This window comes from Arthrobacter sp. NicSoilB4 (assembly GCF_019977335.1).
In the GTDB taxonomy this organism is placed as follows: Bacteria; Actinomycetota; Actinomycetes; order Actinomycetales; family Micrococcaceae; genus Arthrobacter.
On the sequence record NZ_AP024653.1, the window covers coordinates 3,240,716 to 3,255,512 of the forward strand.

At 68.1% G+C, this 14,797-nt stretch carries 11 protein-coding genes; 8 read left to right on the plus strand and 3 right to left on the minus strand.

Translation table 11 applies throughout. The annotated features are described in order from the left end of the window. The first annotated feature begins 16 nt into the window (after nt 1–16). From LDO13_RS14780 to LDO13_RS14795, 4 genes are all read left to right on the plus strand, one after another. On the plus strand, nt 17–2,233 hold the full coding sequence (locus LDO13_RS14780; protein WP_224047440.1) for a S9 family peptidase: 2,217 nt from the start codon (nt 17–19) through the stop codon (nt 2,231–2,233). A gap of 364 nt (nt 2,234–2,597) precedes the next feature. Beyond that, complete coding sequence (locus LDO13_RS14785) at nt 2,598–4,106, plus strand: GMC oxidoreductase (protein ID WP_224047441.1); 1,509 nt, start codon at nt 2,598–2,600, stop codon at nt 4,104–4,106. A 221-nt stretch (nt 4,107–4,327) separates the two neighbouring features. After that, nucleotides 4,328–4,963 carry a peptidoglycan-binding protein gene (locus LDO13_RS14790; RefSeq protein ID WP_224049800.1) on the plus strand — a complete coding sequence of 212 codons (636 nt, stop codon included), beginning with the start codon at nt 4,328–4,330 and terminating at the stop codon, nt 4,961–4,963. Between the two features lie 8 nt (nt 4,964–4,971). Beyond that, nucleotides 4,972–7,383 carry a hypothetical protein gene (locus LDO13_RS14795; RefSeq protein ID WP_224047442.1) on the plus strand — a complete coding sequence of 804 codons (2,412 nt, stop codon included), beginning with the start codon at nt 4,972–4,974 and terminating at the stop codon, nt 7,381–7,383. Between the two features lie 297 nt (nt 7,384–7,680). Here the strand turns inward: LDO13_RS14795 and LDO13_RS14800 are convergent, their stop codons facing one another. Together LDO13_RS14800 and LDO13_RS14805 are read right to left on the minus strand one after the other, a co-directional pair. Next, entirely contained in the window at nt 7,681–8,241 is a 561-nt protein-coding gene (locus LDO13_RS14800) for a GNAT family protein (protein WP_224047443.1), read from the minus strand. A 60-nt stretch (nt 8,242–8,301) separates the two neighbouring features. Beyond that, nucleotides 8,302–9,471, minus strand: a complete 1,170-nt coding sequence (locus LDO13_RS14805) for an acetate kinase (RefSeq protein WP_224047444.1) — start codon at nt 9,469–9,471, stop codon at nt 8,302–8,304. A 123-nt stretch (nt 9,472–9,594) separates the two neighbouring features. Between LDO13_RS14805 and LDO13_RS14810 the strand changes: the two genes are divergently transcribed. Next, nucleotides 9,595–9,843 carry a hypothetical protein gene (locus LDO13_RS14810; protein ID WP_224047445.1) on the plus strand — a complete coding sequence of 83 codons (249 nt, stop codon included), beginning with the start codon at nt 9,595–9,597 and terminating at the stop codon, nt 9,841–9,843. 32 nt (nt 9,844–9,875) lie between these two features. Here the strand turns inward: LDO13_RS14810 and pta are convergent, their stop codons facing one another. Further along, nucleotides 9,876–11,987, minus strand: a complete 2,112-nt coding sequence (gene pta / locus LDO13_RS14815) for a phosphate acetyltransferase (RefSeq protein WP_224047446.1) — start codon at nt 11,985–11,987, stop codon at nt 9,876–9,878. A gap of 208 nt (nt 11,988–12,195) precedes the next feature. On the opposite strand from pta, the gene LDO13_RS14820 reads away from it, so the two are divergent. From LDO13_RS14820 to LDO13_RS14830, 3 genes are all read left to right on the plus strand, one after another. Continuing rightward, on the plus strand, nt 12,196–12,726 hold the full coding sequence (locus tag LDO13_RS14820; RefSeq protein ID WP_224047447.1) for a hotdog fold thioesterase: 531 nt from the start codon (nt 12,196–12,198) through the stop codon (nt 12,724–12,726). Between the two features lie 16 nt (nt 12,727–12,742). Continuing rightward, nucleotides 12,743–14,071 (plus strand): phenylacetate--CoA ligase PaaK, encoded by a 1,329-nt coding sequence (gene paaK / locus LDO13_RS14825; RefSeq protein WP_224047448.1) that lies wholly within the window; start codon nt 12,743–12,745, stop codon nt 14,069–14,071. Nucleotides 14,072–14,154: 83 nt separating this feature from the next. Further along, nucleotides 14,155–14,760: a TetR/AcrR family transcriptional regulator gene (locus LDO13_RS14830; RefSeq protein ID WP_224047449.1), complete on the plus strand. Its 606-nt coding sequence runs from the start codon at nt 14,155–14,157 to the stop codon at nt 14,758–14,760. Nucleotides 14,761–14,797 lie beyond the last annotated feature (37 nt).

Sequence of the window (14,797 nt, forward strand, 5' to 3'; positions counted from 1 at the left end):
ACGGTAGATTGGAGAAATGACCCAGACTCCCGTGCAGCCGTCCCCGCAGCCCCCCGTTGCCAAGAAGATTCCCGCCCTCCGCACGCACCACGGCGATGCGTTCGAGGACAACTACGAGTGGCTGCGGGACAAGGAATCCGCGGAGGTCGTGGAGCTGCTCAAGGCTGAGAACGCGTACCAGGAGGCAGTGACGGCCCACCAGGAGCCGCTGCGCGAGGCCATCTTCCAGGAGATCAAGGGCCGCACCCAGGAGACGGACCTCTCCGTTCCCAACCGCAAGGACGGCTGGTGGTACTACAGCCGCTCTGTGGAGGGCCAGGAATACGGCATCCAGTGCCGGGTCCGGGCCGAGGACACCGGGGACCGCGTCGCCGACTGGACTCCCCCGGCGGTCGAGGTCGGCGTTGACATCCCGGGCGAGGAAATCCTGCTGGACGGCAACCTTGAGGCAGAGGGCAAGCCGTTCTTCGCCGTCGGCGGTGCCGCTGTCACCATTGACGGGAACCTCTACGCGTACGCCGTGGACAATGCCGGGGACGAGCGGTTCACGCTGCGCATCAAGGACCTGCGGACCGGCGAGCTCCTTCCCGATGTGATCGAGAACGTTTTCTACGGCATCTCCTTCTCCCCCGACGGCACACGGATCTTCTACACCGTGGTGGACGACTCCTGGCGGCCCTACCAGGTGAAATCCCATGTGCTGGGCACGCCCGTCGCCGATGATGAGGTCATCTACCAGGAGGACGACGTCGCCATGTGGCTGGGCTTCGAGCTCTCCGCCGACCGGCGCCACCTCGTGCTGAGCATCGGCTGCTCGGAATTCAGCGAGACCCGCCTGCTCCGCTTCGACGCGCTCGACGCCGGCCTCAGCACCGTGATCTCCCGCGACGAGCGCATCCTCTACGAGGCCGAGCCGTTCCTGCTGGCGGACGCCTCGGGGCAGCAGGCCGAGGCCCTCGTGCTGACCCACAACAAAGACGCCATCAACTCCATGGTCTCGCTCGTGGACCCGGCCGAACTCGCCAAGCCGCTCGCCGAGCAGCACTGGACCACCGTCGTCGAACATTCCGACCAGGTGCGCGTCAACGGCGCCGGCGTCACCTCGACGCACCTGGTGGTCTCCGTCCGCAAGGACACGATCGAGCGCGTGCAGGTCCTGCCGCTGGCCGGGCTGGGCACGCCGGAGCAGGGCGCGCCGGTGGAGCCCGCCTTCGACGAGGAGCTCTACACCGCAGGCGTCGCGGGCTCCGACTACGAGGCACCCGTCATCCGGATGGGCTACACCTCCTACTTCACCCCGTCCCGGGTCTATGACTTTGTGCTGCCCACCGCGGAGCAGCCCGCCGGCGAGTTGCTTCTGCGCAAGGAAAGCCCGGTCCTCGGCGGGTACTCCGCCGCGGACTACGTCGCCACCCGCGAGTGGGCCACGGCCGCGGACGGCACCCGGATCCCGCTCTCCGTGCTGCGCCACGCCACTGTTGCCCGCGATTCGACGGCGGCCGGCCTTGTGTACGGCTACGGTTCCTATGAGATGAGCATGGATCCGGGCTTCGGCATCCCCCGGCTCTCCCTCCTCGACCGGGGCATCGTGTTCGTGATCGCCCACATCCGCGGCGGCGGCGAACTGGGCCGGCACTGGTACGACACCGGCAAGAAGCTGCAGAAGAAGAACACGTTCACGGACTTCATCGCGGCCACCGACTGGCTGGCGCAGTCCGGCTGGGTGGACCCGGCACGGATCGCTGCCATGGGCGGCTCGGCCGGCGGGCTGCTGATGGGCGCCGTCGCCAACCTCGCACCGGAGAAGTACGCGGCGATCGTGGCAGCGGTGCCCTTCGTGGATGCCCTGACAACGATCCTGGATCCCGAGCTGCCGCTCTCGGCGCTGGAGTGGGAGGAATGGGGAAACCCGATCACCGACCGCGCCGTGTACGAGTACATGAAGTCCTACACGCCGTATGAAAACGTCCGCGCCGTGGCCTACCCCAAGATTGCCGCGGTCACCTCGTTCAATGACACCCGGGTGCTCTACGTGGAGCCCGCCAAGTGGGTGCAGCGGCTGCGGGAACTCAACACGGGCAGCGAGCCGATCGTGATGAAGATCGAGATGGAGGGCGGCCACGGCGGCGCTTCGGGCCGCTACGTGCAGTGGAAGGAAAGGGCCTGGGACTACGCCTTCGTCGCCGATTCGCTGGGCGCCACGGAGCTTCTGCCGGGGGCCGGGCTGAAGTAGCAAGTCCCTTCGATTGCTCCGTAACGGCCCGTTTGGGGTTCCTTAAGGGCAGTTCCGGAGCAACCGATGGGTCGGGCCGTCTGCGGTTCCCGTCCGGCGCAACAACCACTGCGGTACAGCGCTTTCTTCTGTTGACGCCGGTTGTGGCCGGGGGGAGACTTTGAGCGTGGGGGTATCCGTGTGGAGGAACCTCAGATGCCGTGGAAAGACGTGGAGCCGCGGGTGTGCGCTGAGCAGGCTCATCGGAGCAGCGCTGATAATTTTCGCATTTTTCGTCCCCGCAAATCCCGCACTCCTGCCCGGACTGTCATAGGAGATCAGCCACCGGGCCGGTGGCCCGTGCTGCAGCGGAGGGAGCCACGAGATGAAGAATCGGTATGACGTGGCCATCGTTGGTGCGGGCAGTGCAGGCTGCGTGCTGGCTTCGCGGCTGAGTGAGGATGCAGCCCGCGAGGTCGTGCTGTTCGAAGCCGGGCCGGACTACCTTCCGGGCACCCTTCCGCCTGATCTCGCTGACGGCATCCATGGCACCAGCACGGCCTCACACGACTGGGGGCTCCACGGAACGGGCGTCGCCGGCGGCCCTCCGCTGGCCCTGCCGCAGGGGCGGGTGACCGGAGGGTCGTCTGCCGTCAACGCCACCTTCGCCCTGCGCGGGCATCCAGCCGACTACGACGGCTGGGCACTACCCGGATGGACGTTCGAGGAGGTACTGCCGTCTTTCCGCCGCCTCGAACATGACTTGGACTTCGGTTCCTCCCCATATCACGGACAGGACGGACCGGTGCCGATCCGCCGATATCGGGACGATGAACGCTCCGAGCTCACGCTTGCCATGGAGGACGCGATAGCGAGCGTGGGGATCCCGCGCATTCCAGACCACAACGCTCCGGGCGCCGTCGGCGTGTCAGGGTTGCCGGTCAACTGTGTGGGGGGTCTGCGTGTCAGCACCGCGCAGGCCTATCTTGATCCCGTCCGCTCCCGGCCCAATCTGACGATCAGGGCGGACTCACCCGTCGCTGAGATCGTGGTCGGTGGCGGGCGAGTGTCCGGGGTACGGACCACCGACGGCCAAGTGACCGCAGCCGATGAAGTGATCGTCTGCGCCGGCGCTTACTTCTCGCCCGCACTGCTCATCCGCTCCGGCCTCGGGCCCGCCGCCGACGTGGCAGCGCTTGGCAGATCCGTGACGATGGACCTGCCCGGTGTGGGACACAACCTCGCAGACCACCCGTGGGTGGCCATTGACCTGCCCTGTCTCGAGCCGCAGGGAGACCCTCCAATTTTTCAGGTGCTGGCAACAGCCCGGAGCAGCCGGCGTTCCGCAGTCGATCCCCCCGATCTCCAGTTCATGGTGTGCGGACCCTACAGGCTCGAGGACGGCTATCACTGCCTGCTCGCCGCAGCGCTGCTGAAGCCGGCCTCGCGCGGACAAGTACGGCTGCTCACGCTCGATCCGGCCTCCGCACCCGCCATCGACCTCTGTTACTTCAGCGACCCGGTAGACATCGACCGACTTGCAGAGGGCCTGCAGATCGCGAACGCTGCGGCGGCCCACCCCCAACTGGGCCGGCTCACCCGCGGTCCCCGGCTCGCGCCCCGGCAGGACCTGGTCGACGACGCTGCCGCCCGCGACTGGATCAAGGCCACCGCCACGACGTACCATCACCCGGTCGGCACCTGTGCGATGGGAACGGACCCCCGCGCCGGCGCTGTGGTCGACACCTCGGGACGGGTCCACGGAGTACCGGGCCTCTCGGTCGTCGACGCCTCGATCATTCCAGGACCGCTTTCGGCCAACACCAACATCCCCACCATCATGGCCGCCGAACACGTCGCGGCCCGGCGCCGCGGGGACGGGACTCGATCCTGAATCAGGACTGCGGCAGGGGGACGGGTGATCGGTTGCTCCGTAGCGGCCCTTTTCGGCCCTCATAAGGGCCGATACGGAGCTATCGATGGGCTAGTGGTGCCCAAAATAATGCTAATCATGCTTACTATTGACTCGCATGAGGCACATCGGTCTGGAACTGCTCACTGGGGGCAGCAGAAACCGTGCCGGAACTGGAGCTATTCGTGAGCACTGAACAGGGAATGACCCCGCTGAGCGACGCTGAGCTGATGGCGGAGGCAGGAACCGCACTTCCGGACAAGGAAGTGGCCTCCATCCTGGACCTCAACGCAGACCTGGACCTCGGGATCAACGCCGCGGCACCGATCGACCTCGCCATCGCGGCCAACGCCAACGTTGCCGCACCGATCGACGCCGCGGCCTCCGCGAACATCCTGTCCTTCGGTTCCGACGCCCAGGCACTTTCGGACCAGGGCGTCATCATCAACCAGGGCATTGACGCCGATGCCACCGCCGCATCCGCACAGGACAGCACGATCGACCAGGAGACCGGCAGCACCGACGGCACCGACACGGGCGCCACGGATGTCACGGCGGAGGAAAGCGCACTGCCGACGGACGTCAACAGCGCCCTCAATTCCAACCTGCTCAACGTAAACGTGGACCTGGACGCCGCTGCCGACATCGCCGCCCCGATCAACGGCGCCGTGGCCGCCAACGCCAATGTCGCCGCCCCGATCGATGCCGCCGTCGCCGCCAACATCGGCTCGATCGACAGCAACGCCTTCGCCGTCTCGCAGCAGGATGCCATCATCAATCAGAACATCACGGGCGAAGCCACGGCTACGGCCGACCAGCAGTCCGACCTCCGGCAGTAGTTCCCCGGATGAGCATTTCGCACGGCGGGCCGTCCATCTCGGACGGCCCGCCGGTCCCTCCTGCGCAGACTGTCTCTGCGCCGGCTGCCGGCACCGTCGAGGCTCCGGTCCGGGCCGACGGCGTCCAGCTCCTCGGCGAGACCAAGGGGTCGGGCTACCGCGAGGCGCCCTCCCTGGTCCGCCGCGCCGACGGCCAGACCCTGCAGCTCACCCGGCTGCTGTATCTGGTCCTCGAAGCGATCGACGGCACCCGCGGCCTCGAGGAAATCGCCAGCCGCGCCAGCACTGGATCCGGCCGCTTGGTCAGCGCCGAGAACATCCGGACCCTGATCGACACCCAGCTACTGCCCCTGGGCCTGCTGCAGCGCGCCGACGGCTCACAGCCGGAGGTCCGCAAGGCCGACCCGCTGCTCGGAATGAAGTTCCGCTACACCGTCACGGACCCGGAGCGCACACGCCGGATCACCGCCCCGTTCGCCGTGCTCTTCAGCCCGCTGATCGTGGTCCTCGTCACCGCGGCCTTCCTGGCCAGCTGCTGGTGGGTGCTGATGGTGAAAGGCCTGGCCTCCGCCACACACGAGGCCTTCGCCAACCCGGGCCTGGTGCTGCTGATCCTCGTGGTGACCGTATTGTCCGCAGGGTTCCACGAGTTCGGGCACGCTGCCGCGGCCCGCCGCGGCGGAGCAACCCCCGGAGCCATGGGCACCGGCCTGTACCTGATCTGGCCCGCATTCTTCACCGATGTCACCGATTCCTACCGGCTGGGACGCGCCGGACGCATCCGGACCGACCTCGGCGGCCTGTACTTCAACGCGATCGTCGCCGTCGCCATCATGGGCATCTGGTGGGCAACGGGTTTCGATGCGCTGCTGCTCGTCGTCGTGACCCAGGTGCTGCAGATGGTCCGGCAGCTGCTGCCGCTGGTCCGCTTTGACGGGTACCACATCCTCGCCGACGCCACCGGGGTCCCCGACCTCTTCCAGCGGATCAAACCCACCCTGCTGGCCCTGCTGCCGTGGCGCCGCAAGGACCCGGAGGCCCAGGTCCTCAAGCCGTGGGCCCGCGCCGTCGTCACCGCCTGGGTGCTGATCACGGTCCCGTTGCTGCTCTTCAGCCTGGTCCTGATGGTGCTGTCCCTGCCGCGGCTCCTCGGCACGGCGTGGGACAGTGCGCAGAAGCAGTACGCCATGTTCAACAGCGCCCTCGCCGACGGGGACCTCGTCGACGCCTCCGTGCGGATCCTGGCGATCGCCGCCGTCGCGCTTCCCGTGGTTGGCATCTTCTACATCCTGTTCCGGCTGGGACGGCAGATCATCACGGCCCTGTGGCAGAAGACCCGCGGCAAAGCACTCCAGCGCGGGACGGCCCTGGCCCTGATTGCGTCCGTGATGGCCGGCCTTGCCTGGGCCTGGTGGCCCGGCGCCGAGAGCTACCGCCCGGTCCAGCCGTACGAACGGGGCACCCTGGCCGACGCCACCACCGCCGTCTTCCCGGCCGGTTCCAGCACTGGCATGAAGGAAGGCCAGTCCGGCCGGACCGTGGCGCTCTGGCCCGCCGGCGCGGAGAAGCCCACCCGCGAGGAACCGCAGCTCAGCATGGTCCTGGTGCCGCGTGACGCCGGAACAGCCGGCACTGCTGGGGCCGCGGCGCCGCCGTCGTGGGTGTTCCCCTTCGACCGCCCCGCCGCCCCCGAGGAGGACGGCAACCAGTCACTCGCCGTCAACACCACGGACGGGTCCGTGGTCTACGACGTCGCCTTCGCGCTGGTCTGGGCCGACGACGGCGCGGACGTCACCACCCGCAACGAGGCCTACGCCTTCGCCAGCTGCGCGGACTGCGCCGCCGTCGCGGTGGGTTTCCAGGTGGTGCTGATCGTCGGGCAGACCGACGTGATCGTCCCGGAGAACCTCTCGGCGGCCGCGAACTACAACTGTGTGCGGTGCCTGACGTACGCCTTGGCGAGCCAACTGGTCCTCACGCTGGACGGTCCGCTGAGTGCCGACGGAATGACCCGGCTCAACGCGCTCTGGCAGCAAATCGCGGAGTACGGGCGGAACCTGCAGGATGTGCCGCTCTCGGAGATCCAGGGGCGCCTGGACGCCTTCAAGCTGCAAATCATGGAGGTCATCAGGAGCGACCCCAGCGCCACGCCGGGCGGTTCCACCGGCACAGCCCCGGCCCCGACGGGCAGTCCCTCGCCGGGCGCCAGCGAGACGGCGGCGCCCGGAGCCACCCCGGGCACCACGGACGCTGCGCCTCAGCCCGGCACGACCGCGCCCGCGGCCACCGCACCCGCCAACACGTCGGCCGCGCCTGCACCCGCTGAACCGCAGCCCACGGGATCTGCCGGCACGGCCCCCGCACCGGCTCCGGTGTCGCCGTCGCCGGTTCCCACAGGCACGGCCCCGCCGGCACCGTAGGCCGCGCTCCAGTTTCTGGCTGGCGACGCGCCAACGGACAAGCGCTACGGGACTCCCCGTAGCGCTTGTCCGTTGGCGCGTCATGGGACTCTTACCGCAGCGGAATTGACTGCGGAAAGCACTGGGCGGGGTGTTCGCGGGCGGGTTTCATCGCTGATTAACGAGCGATGACGCTCCTGCCCAGTTACCCGCTGCTGCACCCCGCGTTCACCACGAGGAACCGCGGGCTTTCACGGGAACGTGGCGGTGCGGCCGGCAGTAACTGGGCAGGAGCGTCGCACCGCGGCGCGGTGGACCCTAGGTTGCCTGCCGGGACTTCCATTCATCCGCAAGGATGGCGTAGACGACTTCCGTGGCCCACTGCCCTTTGTAGTGCCACTTGTCGATCTGGGTGGATTCGAGCCGCATGCCGAGCCGTTCGCAGAGCGCCGCGGAGGCCGTGTTGAGGGCATCAAGCTTGGCGTCGATCCGGTGGAAGCTGAGCTCCTCGAAGCCCAGCTTCAGGATGGCCTCGGCGGCCTCGGCCGCGATGCCCTTGCCGCGCGCCGCCGGGGCAAGGCTCCAGCCGATCTCGGCCTGCCCGCAGCCCGGCAGCCACTTCAGCACCACTTCGCCGAGCAGGCCGGGCGAGTCCGTGGCCTCGATCGCCAGGCAGATCCAGTCGCCCTCTTTCTCGAAGACGAAGTTGGCGTACTTGCCCACGGACTCCATGGACTTGGTGTAGCTCTTCGCTTCCCCCGGCAGGAACCGGGCGGTCTCGGGCAGCGAATGGTAGGCGTGGTACGCGTCGAGGTCCCCGGCCTCGAAGCGGCGCAGGACCAACCGCCGGGTGCGGAGGGGCAGGTTCAGTTCCGTCATATCCCCCACGCTACCCATCGATTGCTCCGCAGGTGCCGTTTCGGGACCCCAAAAGGGCAGTTATGGAGCAATCGACGCCCGGCTGACGACGGCGGCCGTCGCCTCGGCGATCGCCTGCTCCTCGTCCGTGGGCACCACGAGCACCGGGATGGCCGAGGACGGCGACGAAATCACCCGGGGCTCCCTGGACCGCTCACGGTTCAGGCGGTCGTCGAGCTGCACGCCCAGGGCGCCCAGCCGTTCCACCACGAGGGTCCGGAACTGGTGCGAGTTCTCCCCGATCCCGGCCGTGAAGACCAGCGCCTTTGCCCCGCCGACAGCGACGTGGTAGCCGCCGATGTACTTCGCGAGCCGGTAAGAGGCGACGGCGAGCGCCATGGCCGACTTGGCGTCTCCGGCTTCCGCGGCCTCCACCACCGAGCGCATGTCGTTGTTGCCCGCCAGGCCTTTGAGACCGGACTGGCGGTTGAGCATGGAGTCCAGGTCCTCCGGGGACCAGCCGGCCCGGCCGAGGAAGACCAGGATGGACGGGTCCAGGTCGCCGGAACGGGTTCCCATCACGAGGCCTTCCAGCGGGGTGAAACCCATGGACGTGTCGACGGAGTGGCCGCCGCGGATCGCCGTGACCGAGGCCCCGTTGCCGAGGTGCGCGATGACGGCGTCGAACTCGTCCCCCGGGATATCCAGCAGCGCCGCGGCCCGGTGCGCGACGTATTCGTGCGACGTGCCGTGGAAGCCGTAGCGGCGGATCCCGTGGTTGGTGTAGAGCTCGTCCGGCACCGCGTAGCGCCAGGCGTGCTCCGGCAGGGTCCGGTGGAAGGCGGTGTCGAACACGGCGACCTGCGGCATGTCCGGCCACTTCTTCGAGATCGCGCGGATGCCCAGCACGTTCGCCGGGTTGTGGAGGGGCGCCAGCGGGTTGAGCCGCTCGATGGCGCGGGTGATCTCGTTGTCGACCAGGACGGGCTCGGCGAAGCGCTCCCCGCCGTGCACCACCCGGTGCCCGACGGCGTCGAGCACCCGGTCGCCCAGCGCGGCGTGGATCTCCGCGTCCACCAGTTCCAGCGCCTCCGCGTGGTCGCGGGGGCCCTCAATCTGGCCGTCACCCTCGCCGCCGCTGCCCATTCCGATCTTCTCGACGAGTCCCTCCGCGAGCACGCTGCCGGCTTCGACGTCGCGGACCTGGTACTTCAGTGAGGACGAGCCTGAGTTGATGACGAGGACGAGCACTGGGCCTCCTAAGCCTTGGCTGCAGCGGTGGTCGGTGGAAGTTCGATCGTATCGCCATTGCATCGGGCGCGCCGGGCGCCTAGAGTCGGCGGACCTACTGGTCACCGCACGGAGGGCTTTTTCATGACTGACAGCACCAGCGAGCCGGAAAGCAGCGCGCCGGACACCGGATCCAAGAAAGCCGACCCCACCGGCGTCGAGGGCGCGAACCCGGCTTTGGACGACACCGGGAACCTCAAGGCCGCCGAGACCGGAGAAGCGCCCGAGCCGCCCGAGAACGTGGAGGACCTGGACCTCACGCCCGCGGGCCTGTCCGACGAGCCGGCCAAGGAGGAAGACCCCGACAATCCGGCCCAGCCGGAAAACAGCTGACGGAAAACAGCTGACGGAGATCAGTCCCCCGGCTACGCGCGCGCGGCCGACGCTGCCGGTTCGACGCCGGTCCCCGTGGACTGGGCCTGGATGGCGGTGATGGCCACCGTGTTCACGATGTCCTCCACGGTGCAGCCGCGGGAGAGGTCGTTGACCGGCTTGCGCAGGCCCTGCAGCACGGGCCCGACGGCGACCGCCCCGGAGGACTGCTGGACCGCCTTGTAGGTGTTGTTGCCGGTGTTCAGGTCCGGGAAGATGAAGACGGTCGCCTGTCCGGCCACGGATGAGCCCGGCATCTTCGACTCGGCGATGGCCGCGTCGACGGCGGCGTCGTACTGGATGGGCCCTTCGACGGCGAGGTCCGGGCGGCGTTCGCGCACGAGTTCGGTGGCCTGCCGGACTTTGTCCACTGCCTCGCCGCTTCCGGACCCTCCGGTGGAGTAGGACAGCATGGCGACCCGCGGCTCCACGCCGAACTGCGTGGCGGTCTCGGCCGACGCCAGCGCGATGTCCCCCAGCTGCTCGGCGTTCGGGTCCGGGTTGACCGCGCAGTCGCCGTAAACCAGCACGCGGTCCGGCATCAGCATCAGGAACACCGAGGAGACGATCTTCACGCCGTCGCGGGTTTTGACGAACTCCAGCGCCGGGCGGATGGTGTGAGCTGTGGTGTGCGCGGCGCCGGACACCATGCCGTCCACCACTCCCAGCTGGACCATCATGGTGCCGAAGTAACTGCCGTCCAGCATGACTTCCAGGGCACGGGCCAGGTCGACGCCCTTGTGTGCGCGCAGTTCCGCGTACTTTTCGGCGAACTGCTGGCGAAGTTCGGACGTGGCGGGGTCCACGATGGCGATGCCGGAGATGTCGACGCCCTGGGTGGACGCCAGCTCCCGGACTTCCGATTCATTGCCCAGGATGGTGAGGTCGCAGACGTCCCGGCGGTGCAGGATCTCCGCGGCGCGCAGGATCCGCACGTCGTTCCCCTCGGGAAGCACGATGTGCCGGCGCTGCAGCCGCGCACGCTCGACCAGGTCGTGCAGGAACCGCAGCGGCGTCATCCGCTCCAGGCGCGGAAGGTGCAGGCGTTCCACGAGCTCCGCCTCGTCCACGCGCCTGGCCCACAGCCCCACGGCCGAGGCCACCTTGCGGCGGTGCCCGGACCAGATTTCGCTGCGGACCTCGGAGACCCGCTTCGCGGTGGTGTAGGTATCGTCCGGGCCGGCGAACACGGGAAACGGAGCCTGCGCCAGCAACGAGTAAATGTTGGGGTCCGGGGCCAGGCCGCCGGTGAGGATCAGCGCTGACGGCACGGGGAATTCCGGCGAGAACGACGAAGCCAGGCACGCGACCATCACGTCGGCGCGGTCACCCGGGACGATCACCAGCGCGCCGTCGTCGAGCACATGGAGGAAGTTGGCCACGTTCATGGCCGCGACCTTGATGGAGCGGACGTCGCGTTCCATGTCCTGGCGGCCGGCCACCTGGCGGATCCCCAGCGCCGCGGCCACCTCGCCGGTGGTGGGCCGGGCAATGTCCTCGAGTTCCGGGAAGACATACACGGGCCGGCCGGACGCGCCGGGCTTCACGGCAGCGACAATCCCGTCCACGTCCTCCGGGTCGGCGCGGTTCACCATGATGGCCAGCAGGCTGCAGCGTTCCGCCGCCAGTTCCTTCCGGGCAACCTCGACGGCGTCAGCGGCCTCTTCGACGGTGCGCCCCTTGGCGCCCACCACGGCCACGACGGAGGCGGCGAGATTGTTCGCGAGGCGTGCGTTGAGGTCGAATTCGACGGCGGCGTCCTGGCCGGTGAGGTCGGTGCCCTCCACGATCACCACATCGCAGTGGCGTGACATTTCGGCGAAAATCTCCACGCACCGGGCGTCGATCTCCGCCCGGTTCCCCTCGGCGAGGAGCGACCGGACTTCGGCGAAGGTCAGGCCGCCGCGGCAGCGTTCGTCGTCGAGGTCGAAGCGGGCCTTCATCAGGGCCACCATGGGGTCCGAGGCGGCGTCGGAGCCGTGGACCACTGGTTTGAAGAAACCGATGCGGTCCGCATGCCGGTGCAGCGTGTCGGCAAGCCCCAGCGCTATGAGCGACTTGCCGGATCCCGGAGTGGTCGCACTAACGTAGATACCTTTGGCCATGGTCCGCCCTTTGCTGTGAAGTGGTGCTGCTTCCCTCCCAGCCTACTTTCTCCCGCCGGGTGCCGGATCCCGGGCCGGATTTCTGTTGTTTTCCGACGGACAGCGGGCCTCCGCCGACGGCTTCATACGCCCGCCAGCTCTTGACAGAAGGCCCCCAAATGGGATTACCTAATGAACATTCGGTAAATAAAGCTGGAGGCAATGACGCATGGCTGAACTGACGGTTTCCGGTACCACCCACCCCATCCTGAAGGACGATTACGCCTCGGAATGGATGGGCATCGAAGTTGTGGCGCTGGACGACGGACATGCCACGATCCGCATGGCGCTTCGGCAGGAAATGCTGAACGGCTTCGGCATGGCCCACGGCGGAATGATCTTCGCGTTTGGGGACACCGCCTTCGCGCTGGCCTGCAACCCGGCCAACCCGGACCCTGCCGCCGAGGGCACCATCACCGTGGCGTCCGGCGTCGATATCAACTTCATCAAGCCGGCGTTCCGCGGGCAGGTCCTGACCGCCGTCGCCAACCGCCGCGCCAGCACCGGCCGCAGCGGCCTCTACGACATCCAGATCTACGCCGCCGACCCCGGCACCGGAAATCCGACGGCGGCACCTGCCGGCACGGCGCCCGTCCCCACGGTCCCGGGCGAACTCCCCACCGACAACGCCACCGACGCACCTGCGTGGGAACTCGTCGCCGAGTTCCGCGGCCGCAGCCGCACCATCTCCAAGAAATAGAAACAGGGAACCCCAGATGACCCAAGAAACCGTCGCCGCCACCAGTGAAGCTGTCCTGGACCGCGAAGAAACCATCTCCCGCGACGAGCTCGAGGCCTTGCAGCTCAGCCGCCTGCAGCACACCGTGGCCTACGCCTACGACCGTGTTCCCCTGTACAAGCGCAAGTTCGACGAGGCCGGCGTCCACCCGACGGACCTCCGCGAGCTCTCCGACCTGGGCAAGTTCCCCTTCACCACCAAGGAAGACCTCCGGCTGGAGTACCCCTTCGGGATGTTCGCCGTGCCGCAGCACGAGGTGGCCCGCATCCACGCAAGCTCCGGCACCACGGGCCGCGCCACCGTGGTCGGCTACACCAAAAAGGACCTCGCCGACTGGGCCAAGCTTGTGGCCCGCTCGCTGCGCGCCTCCGGCGTCCGCCCGGGCATGAAGGTCCACAACGCCTACGGCTACGGCCTGTTCACCGGCGGGATGGGCGCCCACGCCGGCGCCGAGGCCCTCGGCTGCACGGTCATCCCGATCTCGGGAGGCCAGACCGAACGCCAGATCACGCTCATCCAGGACTTCAAGCCCGACGCCATCCTGGCCACGCCGACCTACCTGCTGACCATCGCCGACGCCATGATGAAGCAGGGCATCGACCCGGCCTCCACCTCGCTCAAGTACGCCGTGCTGGGTGCCGAGCCGTGGACCGAGGAAATGCGCCACGAACTCGAGACGACCATGAACATCAAGGCCTGTGACATCTACGGGCTCTCCGAGGTCATGGGACCGGGCGTCGCCGGCGAAGCCGTGGAAACCCAGGACGGCAGCCACATCTGGGAAGACCACTTCCGCCCCGAAATCATCGACGCCTTCGATCCCTCAGTGGTCCTGGGCGACGGCGAGCACGGCGAACTGGTCTTCACCTCACTCACCAAAGAGGCCCTGCCGATCATCCGGTACCGCACCAAGGACCTCACCCGGCTGCTGCCCGGCACGGCCCGCCCCGCGCACCGCCGCATGGGCCGCATCACCGGCCGCAGCGATGACATGATCATCCTGCGCGGCGTGAACCTCTTCCCCTCCCAGATCGAGGAGATCGCGCTGCGCATCCCCGAGCTGAGCCCGCACTTCCAGCTCGAACTCACCCGCCCCGAGGGTCAGCGCATGGACCAGCTGACCGTCAAGATCGAACGCCGCGAGTCCGTCTCGGTCGAGGGCGTCGCCTCCGCGGCGAAGGTCCTGCAGCAGCAGATCAAGATCCACGTCGGTTCCTCCTGCGCCGTCGACGTCGTCGAACCCGGCTCCCTCGAGCGGTCCAACGGCAAGCTCCGCCGGATCTACGACATGCGCCCCAAGGCCTGACCAATCCTGTCCAGCCCGCCGGCCGGCCCGCCAGGGCCGCCCGGCGGGCTGACCGATCTCCTGATCGTGAGAAACTAGCGACTATGCCCACAACAGCAACAACCACGAAACGCGGCCGGCCCGGTTATGACCAGCAGTCGGTGCTTGTGATCGCTGTTGACGTTTTCAACCGCCATGGCTACGACGCCACGTCCATGGGCATCCTGGCCGAGAACCTGGGCATCTCCAAGTCAGCCATTTACCACCACGTGCCGTCCAAGGGCGACCTCCTGAAACTCGCACTGGACCACGCCCTGGGCGGCCTCGAGGCCATCCTGGACCAGCCGCAGGCCCAGACCGGCACGGCCGAAGCCCGGCTGGAGTTCGTCCTCCGCCAGACCATCTCGGTGCTGGTGGAGCGGCTTCCGTTCGTCACCCTCCTGCTGCGCCTGCGGGGCAACACCGAGATCGAACGCGACGCGATGGAACGCCGGCGCACCTTCGACCACAAGGTGGCGGCCCTGATTTCCGCCGCCCGCGACGAGGGATCGCTCCGGCAGGACATCGACCCCCGCACCGTCACCCGGCTGCTCTTCGGCACCATCAACTCCATCGTCGAGTGGTACAAACCCGGCGGCTCCCTGTCCCCCGAGAAATTGGCCGACGACGTCATCACCATGGCCTTCCACGGCCTCCACGTCCCGCAGTAGTCCGCCCCGGCCACGGGTTCCATTGACGGGCCAAGGC

Excerpts from the sequence above, each read along its gene's own strand:
- paaK (WP_224047448.1), top strand. The coding sequence starts at position 12,743 with ATGACCCAAGAAACCGTCGCCGCCACCAGTGAAGCTGTCCTGGACCGC.
- LDO13_RS14785 (WP_224047441.1), top strand. The coding sequence starts at position 2,598 with ATGAAGAATCGGTATGACGTGGCCATCGTTGGTGCGGGCAGTGCAGGC.
- LDO13_RS14780 (WP_224047440.1), top strand. The coding sequence starts at position 17 with ATGACCCAGACTCCCGTGCAGCCGTCCCCGCAGCCCCCCGTTGCCAAG.
- LDO13_RS14795 (WP_224047442.1), top strand. The coding sequence starts at position 4,972 with ATGAGCATTTCGCACGGCGGGCCGTCCATCTCGGACGGCCCGCCGGTC.
- LDO13_RS14790 (WP_224049800.1), top strand. The coding sequence starts at position 4,328 with ATGACCCCGCTGAGCGACGCTGAGCTGATGGCGGAGGCAGGAACCGCA.
- LDO13_RS14830 (WP_224047449.1), top strand. The coding sequence starts at position 14,155 with ATGCCCACAACAGCAACAACCACGAAACGCGGCCGGCCCGGTTATGAC.
- LDO13_RS14810 (WP_224047445.1), top strand. The coding sequence starts at position 9,595 with ATGACTGACAGCACCAGCGAGCCGGAAAGCAGCGCGCCGGACACCGGA.
- LDO13_RS14820 (WP_224047447.1), top strand. The coding sequence starts at position 12,196 with ATGGCTGAACTGACGGTTTCCGGTACCACCCACCCCATCCTGAAGGAC.
- LDO13_RS14800 (WP_224047443.1), bottom strand. The coding sequence starts at position 8,241 with ATGACGGAACTGAACCTGCCCCTCCGCACCCGGCGGTTGGTCCTGCGC.
- pta (WP_224047446.1), bottom strand. The coding sequence starts at position 11,987 with ATGGCCAAAGGTATCTACGTTAGTGCGACCACTCCGGGATCCGGCAAG.